The 22,867-nt window shown below is 41.2% G+C and carries 14 protein-coding genes; 7 read left to right on the top strand and 7 right to left on the bottom strand.

The annotated features are described in order from the left end of the window. The first annotated feature begins 258 nt into the window (after positions 1-258). Both PSM_RS05955 and PSM_RS05950 read left to right on the top strand, forming a co-directional pair. The gene (locus PSM_RS05955; RefSeq protein ID WP_013464658.1) at positions 259-1,548 is read left to right on the top strand and encodes an amidohydrolase; all 1,290 of its coding nucleotides are present in this window, start codon (positions 259-261) and stop codon (positions 1,546-1,548) included. Positions 1,549-1,678: 130 nt separating this feature from the next. Beyond that, positions 1,679-2,311, top strand: coding sequence for a trimeric intracellular cation channel family protein (locus PSM_RS05950; protein ID WP_013464657.1), 633 nt, complete (start codon positions 1,679-1,681; stop codon positions 2,309-2,311). Positions 2,312-2,324: 13 nt separating this feature from the next. Here the strand turns inward: PSM_RS05950 and recD are convergent, their stop codons facing one another. The 6 genes from recD to PSM_RS05920 all read right to left on the bottom strand — a co-directional run bounded on the left by recD (position 2,325) and on the right by PSM_RS05920 (position 15,891). Continuing rightward, positions 2,325-4,343 (bottom strand): exodeoxyribonuclease V subunit alpha, encoded by a 2,019-nt coding sequence (recD, locus tag PSM_RS05945; RefSeq protein ID WP_013464656.1) that lies wholly within the window; start codon positions 4,341-4,343, stop codon positions 2,325-2,327. Beyond that, on the bottom strand, positions 4,340-7,906 hold the full coding sequence (recB, locus tag PSM_RS05940; protein ID WP_013464655.1) for an exodeoxyribonuclease V subunit beta: 3,567 nt from the start codon (positions 7,904-7,906) through the stop codon (positions 4,340-4,342). The genes recD and recB overlap by 4 nt, the downstream gene beginning before the upstream one ends. Further along, positions 7,893-11,192, bottom strand: a complete 3,300-nt coding sequence (recC, locus tag PSM_RS05935; RefSeq protein ID WP_013464654.1) for an exodeoxyribonuclease V subunit gamma — start codon at positions 11,190-11,192, stop codon at positions 7,893-7,895. Before recC ends, recB begins: the two co-directional genes overlap by 14 nt. Positions 11,193-11,360: 168 nt before the next feature. Beyond that, positions 11,361-12,422: an alkaline phosphatase D family protein gene (locus PSM_RS05930; RefSeq protein ID WP_013464653.1), complete on the bottom strand. Its 1,062-nt coding sequence runs from the start codon at positions 12,420-12,422 to the stop codon at positions 11,361-11,363. Continuing rightward, on the bottom strand, positions 12,419-13,549 hold the full coding sequence (locus tag PSM_RS05925) for an alkaline phosphatase family protein (protein WP_174818646.1): 1,131 nt from the start codon (positions 13,547-13,549) through the stop codon (positions 12,419-12,421). The genes PSM_RS05930 and PSM_RS05925 overlap by 4 nt, the downstream gene beginning before the upstream one ends. Before the next feature lie 68 nt (positions 13,550-13,617). Further along, positions 13,618-15,891, bottom strand: coding sequence for a TonB-dependent receptor domain-containing protein (locus tag PSM_RS05920; protein WP_013464651.1), 2,274 nt, complete (start codon positions 15,889-15,891; stop codon positions 13,618-13,620). 402 nt (positions 15,892-16,293) lie between these two features. Between PSM_RS05920 and PSM_RS05915 the strand changes: the two genes are divergently transcribed. Then, positions 16,294-18,033: a PAS domain S-box protein gene (locus PSM_RS05915; RefSeq protein WP_013464650.1), complete on the top strand. Its 1,740-nt coding sequence runs from the start codon at positions 16,294-16,296 to the stop codon at positions 18,031-18,033. Positions 18,034-18,092: 59 nt separating this feature from the next. On the opposite strand, the gene PSM_RS05910 is transcribed toward PSM_RS05915, so the two are convergent. Then, a complete protein-coding gene (locus PSM_RS05910; RefSeq protein ID WP_013464649.1) occupies positions 18,093-19,136 on the bottom strand; it encodes an alkene reductase in 1,044 nt (347 codons plus the stop codon). Positions 19,137-19,309: 173 nt separating this feature from the next. Between PSM_RS05910 and PSM_RS05905 the strand changes: the two genes are divergently transcribed. From PSM_RS05905 to PSM_RS05890, 4 genes are all read left to right on the top strand, one after another. Continuing rightward, entirely contained in the window at positions 19,310-19,888 is a 579-nt protein-coding gene (locus PSM_RS05905) for a TetR/AcrR family transcriptional regulator (RefSeq protein WP_013464648.1), read from the top strand. Positions 19,889-19,952: 64 nt separating this feature from the next. Further along, positions 19,953-20,342 carry a DUF2750 domain-containing protein gene (locus tag PSM_RS05900; protein WP_013464647.1) on the top strand — a complete coding sequence of 130 codons (390 nt, stop codon included), beginning with the start codon at positions 19,953-19,955 and terminating at the stop codon, positions 20,340-20,342. 229 nt (positions 20,343-20,571) lie between these two features. Beyond that, complete coding sequence (locus tag PSM_RS05895; protein ID WP_013464646.1) at positions 20,572-21,684, top strand: methyl-accepting chemotaxis protein; 1,113 nt, start codon at positions 20,572-20,574, stop codon at positions 21,682-21,684. A 298-nt stretch (positions 21,685-21,982) separates the two neighbouring features. Beyond that, positions 21,983-22,864 (top strand): c-type cytochrome, encoded by an 882-nt coding sequence (locus PSM_RS05890; protein ID WP_013464645.1) that lies wholly within the window; start codon positions 21,983-21,985, stop codon positions 22,862-22,864. Positions 22,865-22,867 lie beyond the last annotated feature (3 nt).

Genomic DNA, 22,867 nt, shown 5'->3' with positions numbered 1-22,867 from the left:
GTAAAAGCAACGCATTGACCAGTATTGGGAACAAAGTTAAAAAATGCAACATTTTGTTATCATTTTCACTGTTAAGGCTAAATATCTGCGTTAAAATACGACAAAAGCGCTAAACTATTGTGCTATTTGGAACAGTTTATAAGTTTTATAAGCCGCCATTGAAAACACCATGAACTTTTTTATTAACTATCGCATGGCACTACTTTTTATCAGCGTAATAGCGTAAGTTAGTTACATACGAACAACCAAGGAATCATAATGATAAAAAAAATAATGTGTGGTGGCTTTTTATTAACCGCCATTTCCGCGCCTAGTTTTGCCGCGAGTGTTAACACCCAACTTGAACAAGCAACACAAAGTGTGAGTGAAAAGGTCATTAAATGGCGTCGTCACTTACATCAATATCCAGAACTGAGTAATCGCGAATTTGAAACCGCCAAGTACATTACTGAACATTTGAAATCACTGGGTCTTGAAGTACAAACCGGTGTTGCTCATACCGGTGTTGTGGCAAAATTAAGCGGCGGTAAAAAAGGCCCTTTAATCGCATTGCGTGCTGATATGGATGCTTTACCGGTTACCGAACGAGTTGATTTACCCTTTGCCTCTAAACAAACATCAACCTATCGTGGCAATGAAGTAGGCGTTATGCATGCCTGCGGGCACGACACTCATGTTGCTATTTTAATGGCCGTGGCAGAGTCACTGGTAAAAATAAAAGATCAGTTAGCGGGCGAAGTACTGTTTGTATTTCAACCGGCTGAAGAAGGTGCCCCCGAGGGCGAAGAAGGTGGCGCTGAGCTGATGTTAAAAGAAGGCTTATTTAAGCAAAAGCCTGAGGCCGTGTTTGGTTTACATGTCACCAGCTCACTCAATACAGGGCAAATTGGCTTTCGTGAAGGGCCACTAATGGCCAGTGAAGATTCTTTCACAATTAACGTAACGGGGCGTCAAACACATGGTTCACGTCCATGGAATGGCGTAGACCCAATTGTTGCTTCATCACAAATTATTATGGCAACTCAAACAATCGCCTCTCGCCAAGTTGATGTAACTAAAGCACCTTCAGTCATTTCGTTTGGCGCAATTAATGGCGGCATACGCTCAAATATAATCCCTGATAATGTAGAGCTGATTGGTACCATTAGAACCTTTGATCAAACTATGCGCGCCGATATTAAAAAACGTTTAGCTAAAACCGCTGAGCTGGTTGCCGAATCCGCTGGTGCTAAAGCCGATGTGCATATAGATCACGGCTACCCTGTCACAGTAAACAATGTAGCACTCACCCAAAAAATGACCCCAACGCTTGCCCGTATTGCTGGTGCTGACAATATTATTACCACCGATTTAATTACCGGCGCAGAAGACTTTAGTTACTATGCGCTTGAAACCCCTGGGCTGTTTTACTTTTTAGGCGTCACTCCAAAAGATCAAAACGCTAAAACGGCAGCAAGTAATCATTCACCTCAGTTTTATGTTGACGAAAGCGCCTTACAACTCGGCGTAGAGTCATTATCTCAACTGGTTGTTGACTACTTACAATAACAACTCAACGTAACAAGCACAGGGGTAATAACCTTGTGCTTGTTTTATTAGAGAGTGTTATTCAGCTAATATAAATCCCCTTTCGCTTACCTTTAATTATATAAATTCTCAATCAGGTAAGGACACCTTAATGACAGCAGAATATTTTAATTTTTTAAGCCTAATTGGTGTGGCTTTTTTTGCAATTTCAGGTGCGTTATTAGGCCATGATAAAGATATTGGCGGATTTGGAGTGGTGGTTGTTGGCTCAGTCACTGCGCTTGGCGGTGGCACGCTCAGAGACATACTTCTTAACCAACCCGTTTTTTGGATAGCCAACCCCGATTTTTTATATGTCACCTATGGCGCTATTTTTGTCACTGTTATGTTTATTCGCCACTTACCCGATGTGTCTAACTATTACATGTTGTTGGTTGATGCAATTGGTATGGCTATCTTTAATGTGGTCGGTATCGAAAAAGCATTAATTGAAGGCACCACCATGATGGTTGCACTTACAATGGGCATGACTACGGGGATATTTGGTGGCTTAATACGCGACGTGATCTGTCGAGAAGTGCCGTTGGTGATGCGAGAAGAGCTCTACTCCACCGCCTGTTTTGCAGGAGGCTTGACCTATGCCGCGCTATTTTTATTAGAAGCCCCTTATTTATGGTGCATTCTTGGTTCGCTGTTGGTCAGTGTTTTTTTAAGATTGGGCGCGCTCCATTTTGGCTGGCAGCCCAATCTATTTAGAAAAAGAACACCAAAAATAAACGATTAGTATAAGCATTGCGTTACACTAATCGCTCATAGAGTCCTGATGCCCGTGACACACTTTTACCCATCGCCAGTTGCAGCACTTTTTTATCTGCTACCAGCTCAAAGGTCTGCTTTGCACGGGTAATACCGGTATACACTAATTGCCGGTTAATACCGACGCTCGCTTGTTTAAGTGGTGGCAATACCATAGCAGTGTAACTAAACTCTGAGCCTTGCGATTTATGAATGGTCATAACATACACTTTATCGTGCGCTGGGAGTCGTGCAGGTGAAAATGCACGTTCATTACCCTGCTCATCAATAAACAGTGCTTTGAGTTGGCCACTGTCATCAGGCATTAAAATACCTATATCGCCGTTAAAAAGTTTAAGTTGATAATCGTTTTGGCTAATCATAATAGGCATACCCGTGTAATGCCGCTGATTAGGGTTAACGCTAATTAACCCTTGCTGTTGCAATACACGCTCAATACGTTGATTTAAACTATTAACGCCGTAATCGCCTTCACGCACCGCGGCAAGTAATTGATAGCGGGCAAAAGCCTCATGCACTTTGGCAACACTAGCTCCTTGGGCAATCAGTGTTAAATAATCACCGTAGTGACTTGCCGCGCTGTTTATAAGCTTTTCAATCGGTGTAGAGACAAAATCGTAGTCTAAAATAACATCGCTAAAATGCCCTTGCGTACTGTGTTGTTCAACATAATTTAAAATACCCCGATCATTGGTATTAACAGCCAAAGCCAATTGGCCTATGCCACTTTGGGCATCAAAGCGATAACTATGTTGTAAAAAGGCAATGCAATCAGCCAGTTTAAACTCACTCTGAGTTTGCGCGCCAAGTTTAGCTGCGCCATTAAAACACACCTTATTTAATTGCTCACAGCGTGCTTTTGAATATTGCGGTGTTTGCCCAAGCACTAAACCTTGGCATAAATCACTCATTACACTGCCGGTATCAACCGAGGCGAGTTGGTCTTTATCGCCGAGTAAAATCAATCGGGCATGCGCTGGCAAGGCCTCAATTAATTTAGCCATGAGCGATAAATCGACCATACTGGCCTCATCAATAATCAATACATCAACATGCAACGGATTGCTTTTATCGTGCCTGAATTTATTAGTAAATGGCTTAACTCCCAACAAACGATGAATGGTTTGCGCACTTTGCGGGATCAACGCATTAATATCAGCCGGTATTTCTGTGAGCTTATTTTTAGCTCCTAAAATTGACTCTGTTAATCGCGCCGCTGCTTTACCTGTGGGTGCTACTAATTTTATGCTCAATGGTGCAGCCTGATATAACGACTGTAAAATGGCTAACAGCTTTGTCACCGTGGTAGTTTTACCGGTTCCGGGGCCACCGGTGATCACACTAAAGCCCTTTGTTGCAGCAATGGCACAAGCGACCTTTTGCCAATCAATATCAAGCGTTGGATTATCAGGAAAGTAGCGTGTTAATAACTCAGTAAGGACTTCATCATCAATATTGAGTTGTCGCTCACTCATTGCCAGTAATCGCTGCGCTAAAGTTTGCTCATACCCTGCTAAACGCGAAAAATACAACCGCTGATTAAACAATTGCAGCGGCTTGTGATCCCCCACACTGTGATGCGCGTGTAAGTAACTTATTGCTGCCTCAGTCGTAAAATCGTCACTAAATGGGGTGAGAGTGTCAGGTACGGTGCCTTCTAATTTAGTAAAGTCGCTTTGGCGTAAATTAAACGGATTAGCCCAATCAATTTCTGTTAGAGTTAAACAACTATGCTGGCTTTGCTGTGATAAACACAGCATTAAAATAATATAAAATAATTCGTCATAATCATGTTCAGTATTGTTACCACTGAGTAATTCAGCCAGCTTTACATCCACAACACGTACGCGGTGCTGCTCAGTTAAATAGCTAAGCAGCGGCACAACTTTAGGTGTTTGAGTTACAGAGTCCGCTAGTTGTTCATTGAGTAACGACGACTCATCAACAGGCGCGTCGTCAAAGTCATCAAACAAACCGGGTTGTTGGTTTAAATCACTCATAGCATCGCTCCTTGGCTAAACAAACCATCTAAAATAATAACTTGCTCTGTACTTAACTGTTTAAAGTACACCCCTTCACCCGCTGGCATACCGCGTAAAAAGGTATAATACACGCCGCCTAAATGCGTCTCTATGGCATAGTCAGGAATACGTTGTTTAAGTAATCGATGCAGCGCTACGGTATAAATTAAATACTGTAAATGATATTGGTGGCTGGTCATGGCTTGCTCAAGCTGCTCTGGCTCATAATCTGCAAGGGTACTGCCCAAATAATTCGATTTATAATCTAAAATATAATACTTGCCTTGGTAACAAAAAATTAAATCTATAAAGCCTTTTAGTAAGCCTTTTACATGGGCAAATTCAAGTTTGCTTTGGCTAAAATCAAAGTGTTTAATCAGCATTTCGTTGAGTTTAGGCGCACTTAGGCTAGCAAGCGGTAAGTTAAACTCCATTTCAACAAGACAATCACTCGGTGATAATTGACTCAAGCTTAAATTATTTTCACTATTTAACGGGCAATTAAGCGCATCGAGTATCCATTGCTCGGTAATTTGCTGCCATTGCTCATCAATATGGTATTTTTCAAAGGCACGTTTAATTACTGCCGATAAGTTTTGCTCTGGATTTGAGGGGTGAACAAGCGGGCTGGTAAAATCAAGTTGCTCGAATATTTCGTGTAAGCAACTTCCTGGTTTTGCACCTTTTGGAAAACTATACGGTGAGAGAAGTTCATCTTGTTGCACCGCAAACTCATCTCTTTGATGATCTTCATCGCTGCGCCCAGGTGCCAGTTGGTCAGTATGCTTTTTAAAGCTCAAGGCACTAAAACTGGTTGCCCGCCAATCGCGTTCAATCTGCGTGGTTACAGTATTAATACTCAGCGCCTGCTTTTCAACGTGTTCATTATTAAAGCGAAGTATGCCCTGCTCGAGTAATTCACCCGAGGTAATTTGCAGATATTCCATCGAATCATTGGCATCACAAAACTCACTTAAATGAGTGCGCCATGTTTGGCTGCTGGTTAACGCTAACCCTGAGAACAACACATGCCCAAGCGCACTACTTTGAATCGCTAAGCGGCTACTTTGCCCTTGCCCGATGTTATATACACCCAAGGCACAAAAATGCACTGCACGGGTCAATGCGACATACAATAGGCGTAAATCTTCGGCTAGGCGCTCTTGCTCTGCTTGTTGCAAGGCGTCTTCGTCTTTACTTAAATCAAAAATTAACTTGCCGTTATGGTGATAAAGCGCGTCTTTAGTTTCACGATAGCCACTAGCAAAGGGCATAAATACCAATGGATATTCAAGCCCCTTTGAGGCATGCATAGTGACAATTTTAACCAAATTTGCGTCGCTCTCTAAACGTACTTGCACAGTTTCGCCATCTTGTTGGCTCACCTTTTGCGCAAACCAACGCAACAAACGAAGTGTCCCTTCAAGCTCTATTTGTTTTTGCTGCAGTATTTCACCAAGGTGTCTAAAGTCGGTAAGCCAACGTTCTACGTTATAGCCCAAGCCTTGCCATTTGGCACTGAGTTGATTATGACTCAGTAAGCGTTCAAGCATGGCCATAGCCCCTTGCTTGTGCCAAATATGGCTAAGTTGAGCAAAAAAGTTTAAGTGTTCTTGCCATGCATTTTCATCATCGGCCAAAGCAAAAATATCGTTATAACTTAAACAGAATAATGGCCCTGCGAGTACACCTCGTAGTAGCGACTCGTCGTACTGGCCGTGCAATGCGGTTAAAAAGTTGAGTAAATGGTGACTTAGCTCTTGGCTAAATACACTATCACGAGACAAATACACGCTGGCAATATTGGCTTTGCTCAAGGCCTGCTTCATTATTTGCGCTTCAACGCGATCGCGCACCAAAATACAAATATCAGCAGCGCTTACCGGCTTACTGCCAATACAAGCTATTCCTTGGTTTGCTTGCTCGAGTAACGTAACAATTTTATTAGCAAAATGGGTGGCTAAATGAGCTTGCCCTAAGCCTTTACTGGTCGGTTTGCCTTTTTCATCGCCAGCTTCATCCACAAACACATTAAATTCAAAGGCGGTGGCCGGTTTGCCATCAATTAAAAATGTATCTTTGGCTTTTTTACCCTTGGCTTTCACTTTATTAAAGGGAATGGCATCGTTATAAATAAAGCTGTTATCGTATTTACTAAACAAGCTATTTACGCTGTTGACGATATCGCTGCTGGAGCGAAAATTAGTGCCTAGGGTAAATTGTTGCGACTGCTCTACGGCCTCTTTGGCACCAATGTAGGTAAATATATCTGCGCCCCTAAAGCCATAAATAGCTTGTTTGGGATCGCCTATCATGGCTAAAGTGGTATTGCTTTGAGCATAAATTTTACTAAAAATACCGTACTGAATAGGGTCGGTGTCTTGAAACTCATCAATCATTGCCACCGGAAATAACTGCGCAATTTTTTGCGACAATACGTCACCTTGCTCACTATTAAGAGCCGTATGTAAATTAGTGAGTAGGTCATCAGGGGTGATCACGCTTTGCTCTTGTTTGCGCTTAACTATGGCCGCTTTTACCCAACTTGCCGCATATTGCACTATCGCAATTTTTAGCCCTTGTTTAATGGTATTGTTAAGTGCAGCTAAGGTATCGAATTGGCTAATAAGTGGATGAGTCAGTAATGTGCCATTTTTTTTATAATTAGCGGTATTACTTAAATTCTCGCTGCTCCAAACCTCAAACGAATATTTGTTAGTACCAAATTCAAAAAAGTCATCATTGCCTAAACAAAACGCTTCAAGCGCCGCTAAGCTGCCTTTTCGTGCCGGTGTTTTTGAGCCGCTTAAATCGGATGCTTTCACAGCGCCAATAAATTCTTGCTCTAGGCACGCTTTTTTAAAGGCGGGTACAAGCTCCAAGTATTCATCTCGGGCTTGCCACACATCCTCTAAATTTACTTGCGGTGTTATTTCGGCGTTGGCTTTATTTAAAATACTGCTTACTTGGCTAAATAATGATTCAGGTGCGGCAAACACCTCTAAAATCGCATTTGTTTTTTGCTTATTAAGCGGGTAGACAAACGCGCGCCAAAAATCTTTTATGGTCTCAAGCAGTATCTCGCGCTCATCTAAAATAAACTCTAAGTTAAACGCGACCCCCGACTCAAACGCATGTTGTTTTAGCATCCGCTGACAAAAACCATGAATGGTAAAAATAGCCGCCTCATCCATTGATTTAGCTGCTGCATCGAGTAAGTCAAACGCACGATGTTTATCATCAACGCCCGCTATCACACCTTCAATGAGTTCATCATTGGGCACTTGCCCCAATAAAGCATCACGCGCGGCAATAATACGGCTACGAACACGGTCTTTAATTTCTTGGGTAGCGGCATCGGTAAAGGTTACCACCAAGATTTGCTCAACGCTCAAAGGCGTACTCAGCTCACCGGGTATTTGCATGCCCAATAAATAACGTAAATACAAACCCGTGATCGTGTAGGTTTTACCTGTGCCTGCACTGGCTTCAATTAAGCTTTGCCCTGATAATGGCATAGTGAGTGGGTTAAGCGCTTGCATAGTCACTCTCCTTGGCGTGCTCAAATAACGGGACAAATAATTTTTCGCTCCATTGTATAAACTCCTCTTGGCAATCATTGAGCGATTGCACCGTGAGACGAATATAAGGGTTTTCCCCTTCACCTCGGCCAATATACTGTGGGCTAAATTTACTGTTAGCTTTTGCCATATCGCCACCGCTTTTCACATATTCGTAACCACTCACCGGAAAAAACGCCACCGGCGCGTTTCGCAATGCTTTGTATAGTTCAAACCAATCTGCAAGCAGCAAGTCGGCATTGGCTTTACTCATAGGGGCAAAGCTAATTTGTTTATCTAAACCCAGTAATAAGGTTTCAACCTCTTGTTCCATGCTTTGAGCTGCCAGGTGATAAAGAAAGCCTTTTATTAAATCTTTGGCTTTAATACTGGCACTGCGGTAAAACACTTGTTTTTGCATATACACATGGTTAAGCCAGCCTTCAATGGTGGTATTTTCAAGCGCAAGTAACACTTCTATCGGTTCGCTTTTACCGGCTTTTATTTGCTCTTTTACTTGCCCTGCAAGCGCATCAACTCGGTGCTGCATACCCTCATAAATTAAGCTGCCAACATTGGCTTGGGGCAACTCACCGCGCTGCAGTATTTGCTCGGTACTGAGCGGCGTATTGTTAATGTTTGCTTCAAGTATTTCGTCAAGGTAAAAATAACGGCGCAGCGCATCTAGGCTAAACGGTTCTTCGTCTTTCGCTATATCGTTAAATTGCGGCAAGCGTAACCCTAAACTTTGTTGATAAAAGCTCTCTTGGGCATGGCATACACTACGAATAAACACATCAAGATCAAGTAGCTCAGGGGGTGTTACATCAAGCGCAGTGATTGCTTTTGGCTCAATAGCCTCGCTAGGCAGCCAAATTGGGTTATAGCTGTGATTATTTACTCCCGCCTGTTCATCGCTAGGAGCTGAGTAATACAGGCTATTAAAAGGCTGCAAATGCTGCTGCGTAATAAGGCATTCAGGCAAGGGTTTATCACTGGGTTCGCTAAGTTTAAAACTGCGTCCAATGTATTCTAAAAGCTCACTTACTAGAGTTGATGGCATGCGCGGCTGGTTGTCAAAACACGAGCGGCCAATGTAGCTCATATATAAATTATCTCGAGCACTTAAGAGCGCTTCTAAAAAGAGGTAACGGTCATCGAGTTTACGTGAACGGTCACCTTTTTGCTTTTTAGAATAAGGTACTAAGTCAAAACCGATAGGCTGCACGGTACGTGGGTAATCGGCATCGTTCAAGCCTAGCATACACACCACCTTAAACGGCACGGCGCGCATTGGCATTAACGTACAAAAGTTCACTTGTCCTACTAAAAAGCGCTGACCTACACCTTTTTCTTGTATACCTTGCTTGATTAGATAGCTCACTATGCGCTGCGAAACGGCTTTACTGTAGTCGCCGTTGTCGTGGTGCTTCGCAATATCTTCGAGCACCTTTTGCAGCACTAATAAATCCCAGCTATCATCGCTTTCGCTCTCATACACAGCATTGAGTAGCTCACTTAATATATGGGCTTTATTAGAAAGCGTATCATCAGGGGTGAGTTTCGCTTTAAAGTCTTGAAGCACATCAATAAAATGCACCAGCTTATTGAGAGTATCAAGCGCCATACCTTCTACTTCATCGGCGCTGTAAATACCATTAAATGGGCACTGTTCGTCGCGCATGGCAATCCCCAGTAATAAACGGTTCAAGCCATGTTGCCAGGTATTTAAATCAATGGCGGGTAAATCAAAGCTTTGTTTATGCTCAGCGTTTATGCCCCACTTTACCCCTACTCGCTCAAGCCAATAATGTATTTGCTCGTATTCATGGGCTTCTAGGCCAAATTTTTCGGCAATTTGCGTAACCTGTAATAAATCAAGAATATCCGACACGCCAAAGCGCGAAAACGGTAAATTAGCTAAACTGGCAAACGAGCTCAGTACTGGTTTTTCTTGCTCTATGGCTAAATCGGCAAGGGCGTATGGTATAAATCGGCTGCCCTGCGCACCACCAAAAACGGCCTCAATGTAAGGGCTATAAGTACCTACATCAGGCATCATGACGATGATGTCTTTGGGGGTAAGCGTTGGGTTTTGATTAAACAAATTGAGTAAGTAGTCGTGCAGGCGCTCGACTTCCCTTAATGGTGTGTGGCAGTCACTTAACGTAATGCTGGTATCGTTTGCACTTATGGGCAGTTTACCCTCATCGTTTATAAACCATTCTTTGTTATCGGTAAGCGATTCACCTTTAAAGGCAAGTTGGTATATTTCGCTTTGCACTTGCCCAAGTAAGGTATCGTCAAACGCATCAATAAAACCATCAATCCAACGGGCATCAAGCTGCACCAGTTGCTCAAAATAATCGCGGCCGAGTTTACCCCACGACGACAACAACGGATTACCAATAAAATAGTATTCTTCATCAGGATTCGTTTGCTTTTTTTGCTGCGCTTCCACCAGCGGCATTTTGGCGTATTTAGCGTTTATTTTAGCCGCTGTTTTTTCATCGATTATATCGCCCCAATAATGCTCGCTGGGGTTAAAAAAGAATAAAAACACCTCAGTTTTTTTACTCAAGGCTTCAAACACGTCAAGCTGTGAGCTGGCAATCGCAGATATACCAAATAGGCTAATACGCTTTGGCAATAAGCTGCTATCCATACTCTCAAGGGCGCTGAGTAATTGTCCTTGCATGTTGGCGCGGTGAAATTGGCTTTGCCCAAGTGTTTTACTTAATTTGACAAGGCGGCGCCACAAATCGGGTTGCCAAGGAGCAATGCTGATATCTACATCGTCAAGCGTATCAACACCGCTATCCCAAGTGGCTATCCAATGGGGGCGATACATTAAATATTGGTCGTACACATCGGCTATTTTTTCACATAGGGCAAAGGTTTTTTGGCCGTCAATATCCCCCTCTAAATAGGTTTTTAAGGGTAAATACAGTGGCTCGTCAATACAAGTAGGTAAAATTGCAAACAGTTTCCAAGCAAGGTTCGGTTTATTAAACGCCGACTCTTTAGGCACGTTTGGCAATAGTTGCTGGTACAACTGCCAAATAAAGCTCGACGGCAGCGGAAAGTCTACCTGCGCAGCCACGCCTAAATTTTCACTTAAACCAATTTTTAGCCACTGCGACATACCCGGCGATTGCACTAACACCACTTCTTTATCAAATGGGCTTTGCAATGGGTTTACTTTTAATAGCTGATGAAACTGCGCTTGCAGGGCTTCCATTCGGTTTGATTGAATAATATTGAGCATACGATACCAGCCTTACTTGAGATAAAGCCAGTGTAAGATATTTTCAATTTAAGCGGTAGCGCTAAGGGGACATTGGCGTTAATAAATCAGCATGTTAGCCAGTAGCTAGCTGATTTTTTAAACGCACAGGACTCACTTTAGTCACTGTGCGTTTTTATAACAACCCCTTTATTGGTATGGGCTTATGCTAGATAAGCTAAAATCACTTTGCATTATTACGTTACCATCAATGCCTTTGAGCTTAAGTGACAAGCCTGGATCTGCTTGCTGCCAATCAATGGTTAAATCGCCATAGTTAACATTGTGCGTGTAATCACCGACACGATGTTTATTTGGGCTAACGTCTTTCCATTTTTCAGTCAGGCCTGAGCTGGTCATTTCAAAGAGTGGGTAATCAAGATTGTGTTGATACCTTGAAATTTCCCCCCAATGGGTATCGCCGCTGATGATCACCACGCCATTTACGTGGTGTTTTTTAATTAACGAAAATAAACGGTTTCTATCCTCTGGAAAATTTGCCCACGATTCCCAGCCAGTAAAATCAGGCAATAACTGCAAGCTTGATGCGATTAGTTTAATCGCTGCTGGTTTTTTAAGTTCGGCTTCAAGCCATTGCCACTGCGCCTCCCCTAGCATAGACGCGCCTTTTACTTCAGTTGGACTGTACGGTCCTTGGTTATTTGCTTTACGCTTGGTGTAATACTCAAGTTCGCTCACTGAATTAAGCTTATCGCGATTAAAACGTAAGTCAGGCATGATCACCTGCACGGTTTGCTCGCCTTTGCCATACATGTACGAGGTATAAATACCATCAGCACGAGTACGGCGCGCTGAGTTTGCCGGTTCATCCCAAAAATCGAGCATAATTTGCCGTGATGCTTCTTTATGCGGGTACTCTTTACCCGCATCGTTTTGACCATAGTCGTGATCGTCCCACATGGCTATTAATGGTGTATTTGCTTTTAAGGTTTTAAAGCCAGGCTTTGCCCCTAATCGTTGGTATTTATTTTTAAGCACGGCCATGTCGTTAGTATCGCCATAAATGTTATCGCCTAAAAATATAAATAAATCACCCTGCTCTTTGTTAATCGCATTAAAGATGGGGATGTCTTTATCTTGATGCCCACACGAGCCAAACAATATTTTAGACGGCGCAGCCATTGCGGCACCACTAATAACAAAAGCAAGTAACAGCGCTGAATGCTTAAGGGTTTTTAGTAACTGTTTCATTTTAAAATCTCATTAATAGCCGGTGCCATATTAGGGTTAATCGTGTTTGGGTTTTGCCCAAGTGCTTTTAAAACGGTGGCGGCAATTTGCGCTTGTTTAAGCTCATTATCGGTTTTTATTAAGCCATTACCTTTAATTGTAGGGCCAATGGCAGCAAGCCAAATATGATCTGAGCCAATAATTCCCTCAGGAAATGCCTTTTTACCCTGCTCCGACTTTGCTAATGCCCGTTTAGAGCTGTGATGTTGCCAATCGTTTGCGTAGCTGCCACGGCCATGATCGGTAGTAACAATTAACGTAGTATTATTTTTATAACCTGCTGTGCTTTGAATGGTTTGCCATAAATCTTTTAAAAATGCATCGCTTTGTTTGGCCGACTTTAAGTAAGCATCGTAATGGCCATCGTGAGCAAAGTCGTCAGTTTCTCCTAAGCTAATAACCAGTAATTTAGGCTTTTTCGCCAGCATATAGGCTTTAGCAAATCGATAGGTAAAACTATCAAGCCGCACATTGTGCCATGGGCTGGGGATTTCTGTTTGTAATGCTTTTAACAGGGGCGCATCGGCAAATAAATCATCGGCGATAGGCATAAACCCCGCGTTTACATACACATTAGTACGCTTAGTATTTACAATGTAAGGAAACACATCCCAGCTACCAAATAAAGCCGTGCTGTTTTTAAATTCAGGCTGCGCATCTAATCGCTCTAAAATGGTTTTATTTGGATTAAATACTTTATCGTTACTGTTAATGTTTTCATCCACTTCGCCGGTAAGAATTTCGTTATAACCAGGGTATGAAAAATACCATGGATTACTCACCGACATCGCTGAGCCGTTTGCTCTGTCGCCAATAATTACGCCTTGAGTGGCAATCGTTTGTGTTAAAAACGGCATTAATAATTGCTGGCGCTGTTGCACCCTTTCATCCCAAAATTCATTGCTTAACTGTGCTGGTTGCTTAACAAATTCTTTATTATTGAGCAGGTTTTTATCGGCACCATTAAATACTTCCTGCCAGCGTACGCCGTCAAGGGTGACTAACACTACATTTTGTTGAGCAGCCAATGTCACATTATTAAACAATAAAATTAAACTTAACCCGATAATTTTTATCATGCTTTTCATGGTGTTCTCATCAACTTTATATAGTAAAAAGCCCATCGATGATGGGCTTATATAAGGTTACTTTAGGTTTAAAAAGTAGCCGTTAATGTAACCGCTGCTGTGCGTGGCGAGCCTATAAAGTAAGTACTCCCATTGCCCGTACCACCTGCCAAATAACTTTTATCGGTAATGTTATAAACCACAAAGGCAATATCAACCGCTTTAAACGGGCCTGCGTTAACTTCGGCTGCATAACCTGCGTTTAAATCAAGCACGGTGTAGCTATCTACATCGCCACGCTCACCGGTGTATTTAGCCGATAAACCAAAGCGGAAATCGCCACTGTAGTAATCGGTTGATAGCACAAATAAATCATCCACTGAGTCAATTACTTTGCCTCCTGCTTCAAAGCCTGGCGCATCGCCTTTGTATTCAGAGCTATTATTGGTGTATGAGCTATATACATTCCACTCATTATTAAGCATATAACTTGCTGACAGCTCTAGACCTTTGGATTCAATACCGCCCACATTGAGGTACGAGCCGTTAGTGCCTATGGTGTAGTCTATACCGCCGGTGTCGCTGCCTGGCGCTATAAAGGTGATGCGGTTATCAAACTCAATTGAATAGGCCGTTGCTGTTAATTTAAGTGCATTATTTTGATAGCGTACACCCAGGTCAATATTTTCTGCGGTTTCTGGCTCAATAGCTGACAAGTCAGAGCTATCGCGCTCAAGCACACCATCTTTAATGGCGGCAAAGTTTTCGCTGTAGCTGGTAAATAACTCAGTGTTACTGTTTAACTGATATAAAATACCGCCACTAAATAGAAGGTCTGAATCACTGTTTACTTTAGCTGTGGTGGCGTTTTGATAATGGTCATACTTTTCTATGTCTACTAAGTACTTTTTAACCCCTAGGTTAAGAGTTAAGTCGTCAAATGACATTGAGTCTTGGGCGTACCATTTGAGCGTATCGGTCTCAAAGGTGTTTTTATATTGCGTCCAATAAGGGGTGTTATCAAAGTGATGATAAATGCGCGCATCTATAACTTTATGCCAATCTCGTGACTCATCACGGTCGCTTTGCTCATACCAAAAACCGGCTTCAATATCGTGCATGCCAATGCTTGCTTGATAATTAGCAGTTACCCCAAAACGGTCTTTATTATAATGTGTATGACGATAAGACATAACTGGCGTTGCATCAGCATCGTAACATGCAGGATTAAGCTCAGGGCCTGACTCCCACGGCCAGTTTAAGCTAGCCGTACAACCTGCATTGGGAGCAAGTGGGTTACCATTACTATCTGTAAAGCCATAAGAGCCTGCGTTTGTGCCACCTTCTGTGGTTGGATTACTATTTTCATCTACAGGGGACGTTAAATAAGGAGGGATCCAATCACCTCGGCCTGAGTTTTTATGATAATAAGGGCTAATGGTTAACAATGAGGTGGGTGAAATCGCGTATTCAAACTTTAAATACCCTAGAGTGTTTTCACGCAGCGTGCCCCAACCTTCTGCAAACATTTGGTCAAAGTGCGGAACGCCTGTCCAGTTCCATGTTAGCTGATCCCAATCAGGGGTTTGTTCAAATTGCTCTAGGCTCACGCTATTGTAGTTGCTCTCGCTTACATCGTCATACGATAAGCGCCCTGTAATAGTTAGCTCATCAAGGGTGGTAACAAATTTCGCTTCAGCATGTTGGTTATCTTTCCCGCCATTGCTGCCTGAGCCAATCCAGCGGCTGGTATCAGTTTGTGAGTAACTCACGTACGCTTGGGTATTATCGAAAATGGTGCCAGTTTCGTGCTTAAGATAATAGCGCGAAGCATCGTGACTGCCTGAGGTATAAGCAAAGGTGGTGCTTTTATCTAAACTCGGTGCTTTACTTACAAAGTTAAAAGTACCACCTAGCGCCTCTAACGAGGCTGATTTAATATCTGAAGTGCCCTGACCTACTTCCACGGTGACAAGATTTTCGCTATCTAGGTAACGATTCGCTTTAGCACCACCGCCATAATTAGAACCGCCATTAGGAATGCCGTCTATCGTCATACCTAATTGTTGTTGGTTAGAGTCAATACTAAAACCACGCATGGTAATGGTTGTTGACCAATCGTCGCCGCCAAATGCGTCTCCTTCGTTTATGCTAATCCCTGGCAAGTTATCAATTACCGATAACACACTCGATACCGAGCTTTGTTGTTCTAGCATCGCAGGTTCAATAACGTTGTTTGCATAACTGGTTGGTTTTGCAGTAACAGTTACTTCTTCTATCACGTTATCGTTAGCATAAGCTGAAGTTGATACCGCCATGGCCACAGCCATGCTCAAAATCGATTTATTTTTTAAAGCGTACATTGTTGTCCCATTTGATTCTAATTATAAAAGGTAATTATGAAAGCGGGCACAGTCTATTTTTTAAGTATGACAACGAGGGGCAATTTTATTGACAAACAGGTTAAACAAATATGAGTTAATTATGACGTAAAGTAATCAAATCAAGCACATCGTAATTAAGAGCAATCAGACTAAAACAGCACCCAAAAGCCAAGGGACTCTCTAAAGTCATAAAATTTTCTCACTCTTTCTAACTGCAATTGATCAAAATCTTATTTAACTTAGATATAAAGAGTTAAGAGCCCATAAAGTGATAACTTTTAGCCCAAAAACACGGTTTTATACAAAGTTAAAAACCAATTTTGCAATCAGCTTTTTCTGGGCTATCTTTTTATTAACGCTTTAATTACAGGTAGCTGCACTATGTTTAATTTTTTCGCTAATAGCGCTGAGCAAGCATTAAAACAGTCTATTACGGCAATTGTTTCCATAGATGAAAAAAACAATATTGTCTTTTATAACAAAGCCGCGCAAAAATTATGGGGCTACACAGAAGATGAAGTACTCGGTCACAACATACGAAAACTAGTCCCTGACGAACATAAAACAAACCACGACGACTATGTAAATCATCATAGAGAAACCGGGCAAGACAAAATTGTTGGCAGCTACCGAGAAGTTGAGTTACAAACTAAATCGGGAAGTCGCATTTGGGTCGAATTAGCGCTTTCTCAGGTGAAAGTAAATAACAACAAACATTACACCGCTTTTATAAGAGATATATCAGCAGAGCGTGAAGCAAAAGAAATCAATGAGCAATCGTTAGAGCAAGCCCTTGATGCAGTTGTATGTATTGATGAAAATAATTGTATCACTTTGTATAACAAAGCCGCAGAAACACTGTGGGGTTACAGTAAACAAGAAGTAATGGGAAACAATGTAAAAATGCTAGTACCCCATGCAATACAACATAACCATGATGAGCTTGTAAATGCAAACCGAGACACAGGTGTCGATAAAATAGTTGGTACCAGTAGAGTAGTTGAAATTGAACGCAAAGATGGAACAACCGTGTGGGGGCGATTATCGCTATCGAAAATTAAATTAGCTAATCGCGTTATTTACACAGCTTTTATCAAAGATGTAACGCAAGAGGTAATAACTAGAGAAGAACAACGGATGTTGTCACTTGTTGCAAACGAAACAGACAACGCGGTAATAATCACCGATCCTAAGGGCTATATTCAATATGTAAACAATGGATTTGAACGTTTAACAGGATACGCTTTAAGTGAAGTAAAAGGTAAGAAACCAGGCAGTTTTTTACAAGGCAAAGATTCTGACAAAAACATGATAGAAACGATACGCACACATCTTAAAAATCGAACTCCTTTTTATGGAGAAATATTAAACTATAAAAAATCGGGGAGTGCTTACTGGACCTCGCTATCTATCAACCCAGTAATAAGAGAAGGGAAATTAGAAAATTACATTGCAATTCAAGCTGATATATCTGAAGTAAAGCAAATGGCGCTTGATTTCACAAACAAACTAGAAACTATCGGCGAGTCTATAGCTATGTTGCAAGTGTCTCTTCATGGTGAAGTACTTGATTGTAACGAATTACTAAAAACGGCATTAAAACCCAATTTTTCTGTAGAAGAGTTTGCTAAAAATCTGATTTCTGATCTCAGCGTTGAAGAAAGAGCATTTTTAGACAAAAACAAACATATCTCAAAAACTTTTGAACTTGAAAAAAATAATCAATACAGTGCCTTTGATGCGAGAATATGTGCTCTTCGTGATGTTAATGGTCAAACCACTAGTTATATGTTTATAGGTTTAAACATAACGGAAAGAAAAAAAGCAGTTAATCAAACTCAAATATCAATGAAAGAATTATTAGATATAAGCCAAACCATCAGCAAAATAGTAGAAACAATTAATGGAATATCAGAGCAAACAAATTTACTTGCACTCAATGCTGCTATTGAAGCCGCAAGAGCAGGTGAAATGGGACGCGGTTTTGCCGTTGTTGCTGACGAGGTAAGAACTCTTGCAGGCAATTCAAAGGCATCTTCTGAAGAAATAAACGGCTACATAAAAGAAACGGTTACTAAAATTCAAGAGCTTGCAGAATTATCTAAAAAGATAGATTCATAAATCCGCTTTTAAGTAATAAGCCCACATTTGTGGGCTTATTAGTGAGAACTCTTTAAAACTTAAACTAACTCAGCAAGCATCTCATCACTATAAGGTGTCACTTCTTCACCATTTTTAATTTTGCTAATGTAATCTGGGTTAGCAATAAGTGGGCGACCAATGGCAATTAAATCAAATTTATTATCGTTGATCGCTTGTTTGGCAGTTTCAAAACTATAACTACCTACACCCACTAAGGTACTTGCATAACCAGCTCGTAAAAATTCAGAGGTTGATTTACCTTCTAGTGAATCAAAACGCATGCTGTCGTCAAAAATACCGCCGTGTAGATAGGCTAGTTTGCGGTTTTCAAGCTCTGGTAATAAGTAGTCAAATACTGCTTTATCACGGTTATCTTCGCTCATATTAAAGTAGGCACCTGGTGTTAAACGCATAGCGGTACGCTCATTGCCTACAACATCAATAATGGCATCAGTTACTTCCAGTGCAAAACGAGACATATTTTCTGGTGTTTGCCCGTACTCGTCATCACGTTCATTTGCCGCATAATGTAAAAATTGGTCAATTAAATAACCATTAGCACCATGAATTTCCACGCCGTCAAAACCTGCTTCCATCGCGTTTTCTGCCGCTTTAGCGTAGTCAGCCACTAAGCCTTTAATATCATCTTTAGTGGCAGCTTTTGGCGTAATATAAGTTAGCTCACGCATACGCGGTACTGAACCTTCAACCCCTATCGCCGATGGCGCCAGAACATCACCACCAAAAAAGTGAGGGTGAGCAACACGGCCAACATGCCATAATTGCGCGAACATTTTACCGCCATTGGCATGCACGGCGTCAGTGACTTTTTTCCAACCTTGAACTTGTTCATTAGTGAAGATACCCGGTGTATTTGGGTAACCTTGTGCATCGGCACGAATAATAATTGCTTCACTAATAATTAATCCTACATCAGCACGGCGAGCGTAGTAATCAACCATCGCTTGTGTAGGCACTAAATTGTCATCTGCCATACAACGAGTTAGTGGTGCCATTAGTACGCGGTTTTGCAGTTCAATGCTGTTATTTAATTTAAAAGGTGAAAGTAAGTCTATCGACATAATGTTTATCCTTTGTTGAATGTACATTCAAGATAAGGTCACTTGAATGAATATTCAAGTATAATTTTGAAACTTTGTTCAAGATTGCGTAAACTGCTTTACCTAAACGCTGTTTAAGGTAGGATTATTGCTGAAAGTTCGCTTTACCTACTCTGCCAACGAGAAGAGTCATTATGAGAACTGCAGAATTTGATACAGAGTTTGTACTGCGCCAAGCAATGGCGATGTTTATGCTTCACGGTTATGCAAAAACCAGTATGCAAAAACTGACTCAAGCAACCCATTTACATCCGGGCTCGTTATACGCAGCATTTGGAAGTAAAAAAGGCATTTTTTTAGCCGCTACTGAGCAATACCAAACCGATCGCAATACTCAATTTACTGCTCTGTTTGAGCACAGCAGTTGTATTTTAGATACGCTGAAACAATACCTTAATATCATTGTGCAAGAATGCGTTGACGGTGAAGCAACCAAAGTGTGCCTGCTCACAAAAAGCATTAGCGAGGTAGAGGGTAACGATCCACAAATTTGCCACGTATTGCGTACTAATTTAACTGCATATGAGCATGCTTTTGCGCAGCAGTTACAAAAAGCAATTGATAATAAAGAAATTACCAATGGCCGAAGTGCCATAGAGCTGGCACGATTTTGTGTTATGGGTATATATGGATTACGCACCTACGCATTAACAAACCAAGACCCCGACGCACTAAACCAACTAGCCAATGAGCTACTAGCAGCCATCAGCTAAACTAAATTTTAAAGCGCAGCAGCTCGCTGCTCTTTGTATACTCCACAGTGAGAGAGAGCCAAAAATGACCACCGATAATTTATCAAAGCAAGACGACGTAATTTTAGGCCTTGGCGCAAAAAAACGACTCGCATACATGTACGAAACCGTGCAGCAATTTAAGCAAGTGTGGATTTTAAACGATGACGACGGCTGCGTAATGCTCACTAACGAGGACGACGATTGCGTGCCGGTATGGCCAACACGAGAGTTCGCACAAGCCTGGGCAACCGGCGAATGGCAAGGCTGTACACCTAAAGCAATTCCAACAAACGATTGGTTTAGCCGCTGGACACCTGGCCTTGAAGAAGACGACTTACTGGTGGCCGTGTTCCCTACCGAAGAAGACGACGGCACAATTTTATTCCCTGATGAGTTTCAAGCCCAGTTGAGTAAATCAATTAGGAAGTACTAACTTCTAAAGCAGTGTTCACCTTAAACAAGCTTATTATAAGCATTAAAAGAAAAGTTTATTTACCAAAAGGTTATAAAGCATCTATTATAGTGTTGTAACTTACTTTTATAAAAATCGACCTGGGTGGACGTCAATTCCACCCCTGTAAAAAATCGAATAAAGTAATCAATGTTCAGGTAAATTTAATAAAAAATATACGTTTATTTTCTGTGTTTAAATTGGGGTCTACATGCTGTTCAATTCAAAATATAAAAACAAAATTAATGAGTTAAATAACGAGTTAATTCAATTAAAAAAAACCAATGAAAAGCTTGAAGCGCAATTGTTAGCAGCAAACAGCGAGCAATCACAACAAAACGACAATGAAATAGCAAATGATACAGCCTTTGTAAAACAGCGTGAATTAAACACATTATCATTACAGTCATCTGATTTAATTAGTGACATCAGAGAAAGCTTAGCCTCAACTTCACATAAACTAATTAATGATATTACGTCATTTAAGTCATCCCAAGAATTACTTGATACAATTTTAGATATGTTAGCAACGACTTCATCGTCAACACATAATATCTCAAGAGATACAAAATCAGCCACTAAATCCGTTAAAGAATTGCAGTCAGTAACAATCGGAATTAATGATTTTGTAAACATAATTAAAGGGATTTCTGATCAAACAAATTTACTTGCACTTAATGCGGCCATCGAGGCCGCTAGAGCCGGAGAGCAAGGACGAGGCTTTGCTGTTGTGGCAGATGAAGTAAGAACGCTCGCTCAGCGCTCTTCTGATGCATCTAACGAGATCTCTAATTTAATAGCTAAGGTCAATGAGCAAATGCAAAGCGTTGTAACTAACATTACTAACGTTAGCGAAGAAAGTGATGGCATTGCAAATAGCTCATCAGAAATTGATGCTACCGCTAAAAAGGTGGTTGAACTATCACAAAATATGTATAGCGTTATTGTTAATTCAAGTGCCGATGCATTTATTCAAACAGTAAAAATGGATCACATTGTATGGAAATACGATATTTATAAAGTCATTTTAGGGCAATCAAATAAGACTGCAGAAGACTTTTCTGATCATACCATGTGTCGTTTAGGTAAATGGTATTACCAAGGTGAAGGTGCATTAAAATATTCAAGCATTAACGACTTTAAAGCATTAGAGCAACCACATGAAGATGTCCATAAGAATGGCTTTGCTGCTTTAGAAGCATTCCAATTAGGCGATATCAATACTGCTGTAGAAAAAGTATCTCTTATGGAGCAAGCAAGTTTTAAAGTAGTGGACATACTTAGCGCTTTATCACACAAAATTATGGATTATAACTGTAAATAAAATAGTCAAAAAACACCTCACTTTGCATAGCGTTATGGTTCATAATCATTTGGCTATGCATACCAAACTTATATAAATTAATCACAAACTAATAACACCTCCACCTAAGCACTGCTGTTCAATAATTAAACTAACTAAATTATTAACCCTTTAAGTAATCATTAACTATATTTTTATGATAGCGGGTCACGGTTTACTGATTCATCTTACCAATTCAGCGGTATTAAAAACACTTAGCCACATTGCAGCAATAATGAGCACTGTCGTTTAAATACTCTTTTTTATTTAGGTTTTAATTATGTTTAAAGTTCATTTTAGTGTTGTATTCGCGACGTTATTTACTTTGCCCGTATGCTCACAAGAAGCGCAAACACAATCACTCGTGCAAAAAGCGTTAAGTAATGCGCCCACAATTATAAACTTATCAGCAAATCACCCTAACACCCTAGTAACGCCCGCTATTAATGAGCTCGATGCCAGCCCTGAGTCGGATTTAATTCGTTATGGGCGCTTATTAATTATTGATACCTATAAACAACTTCCCAATAACGTAAATAATAAGCTCAATTGTAGCACTTGCCATCTTAATGAAGGGCGTGTAGCCAAAGCCGCGCCTTATGTGGGCATGAATGTGGTATACCCTAAATATCGCTCTCGCAATGCACAAATAAACACCATTGAAGACAGAATTAACGGCTGTTTTCAACGCTCAATGAACGGTCAGCCACTGCCTACTAATTCAGTGCCAATGCAGGCTATTGTCAGCTACATGAACTTTTTATCACAAAATATAAAAACCAAAGACGACCTGCAAGGAAACACGGGCTTTGTCGCTATTAATAAAGAGCTAATACCAAACGCCGATAACGGAAAAACTCTTTACGTTCAGCACTGTGCAAGTTGTCACCAACTAGACGGTCAAGGCTTATATCCTAATAATACTTACATGTTCCCAGCCATTGCCGGCAGTCAGTCGTTTAATGATGGTGCAGGTATGGCACGCACTTACACCGCAGCGGCATTTATTAAAGGAAATATGCCATTGGGCCAAGAAGGCATGTTAACCGAGCAACAAGCTATTGATATTGCTTATTACTTTTCACATTTAGAACGCCCTATTTTTGCCAATAAAGCGGATGACTGGCCAAAAGGTGGCGCACCAAAAGACGTGCGTCGATAACAA

The sequence above is a fragment of the Pseudoalteromonas sp. SM9913 genome, from assembly GCF_000184065.1.
In the GTDB taxonomy this organism is placed as follows: domain Bacteria; phylum Pseudomonadota; class Gammaproteobacteria; order Enterobacterales; family Alteromonadaceae; genus Pseudoalteromonas; species Pseudoalteromonas tetraodonis.
This window is presented reverse-complemented; position numbering and strand designations above follow the sequence as displayed.

What these genes read in the sequence shown, in the direction of transcription:
- PSM_RS05955 (WP_013464658.1), top strand. Translation starts at nt 259, where the DNA reads ATGATAAAAAAAATAATGTGTGGTGGCTTTTTATTAACCGCCATTTCC.
- PSM_RS05950 (WP_013464657.1), top strand. Translation starts at nt 1,679, where the DNA reads ATGACAGCAGAATATTTTAATTTTTTAAGCCTAATTGGTGTGGCTTTT.
- recD (WP_013464656.1), bottom strand. Translation starts at nt 4,343, where the DNA reads ATGAGTGATTTAAACCAACAACCCGGTTTGTTTGATGACTTTGACGAC.
- recB (WP_013464655.1), bottom strand. Translation starts at nt 7,906, where the DNA reads ATGCAAGCGCTTAACCCACTCACTATGCCATTATCAGGGCAAAGCTTA.
- recC (WP_013464654.1), bottom strand. Translation starts at nt 11,192, where the DNA reads ATGCTCAATATTATTCAATCAAACCGAATGGAAGCCCTGCAAGCGCAG.
- PSM_RS05930 (WP_013464653.1), bottom strand. Translation starts at nt 12,422, where the DNA reads ATGAAACAGTTACTAAAAACCCTTAAGCATTCAGCGCTGTTACTTGCT.
- PSM_RS05925 (WP_174818646.1), bottom strand. Translation starts at nt 13,549, where the DNA reads ATGAAAAGCATGATAAAAATTATCGGGTTAAGTTTAATTTTATTGTTT.
- PSM_RS05920 (WP_013464651.1), bottom strand. Translation starts at nt 15,891, where the DNA reads ATGTACGCTTTAAAAAATAAATCGATTTTGAGCATGGCTGTGGCCATG.
- PSM_RS05915 (WP_013464650.1), top strand. Translation starts at nt 16,294, where the DNA reads ATGTTTAATTTTTTCGCTAATAGCGCTGAGCAAGCATTAAAACAGTCT.
- PSM_RS05910 (WP_013464649.1), bottom strand. Translation starts at nt 19,136, where the DNA reads ATGTCGATAGACTTACTTTCACCTTTTAAATTAAATAACAGCATTGAA.
- PSM_RS05905 (WP_013464648.1), top strand. Translation starts at nt 19,310, where the DNA reads ATGAGAACTGCAGAATTTGATACAGAGTTTGTACTGCGCCAAGCAATG.
- PSM_RS05900 (WP_013464647.1), top strand. Translation starts at nt 19,953, where the DNA reads ATGACCACCGATAATTTATCAAAGCAAGACGACGTAATTTTAGGCCTT.
- PSM_RS05895 (WP_013464646.1), top strand. Translation starts at nt 20,572, where the DNA reads ATGCTGTTCAATTCAAAATATAAAAACAAAATTAATGAGTTAAATAAC.
- PSM_RS05890 (WP_013464645.1), top strand. Translation starts at nt 21,983, where the DNA reads ATGTTTAAAGTTCATTTTAGTGTTGTATTCGCGACGTTATTTACTTTG.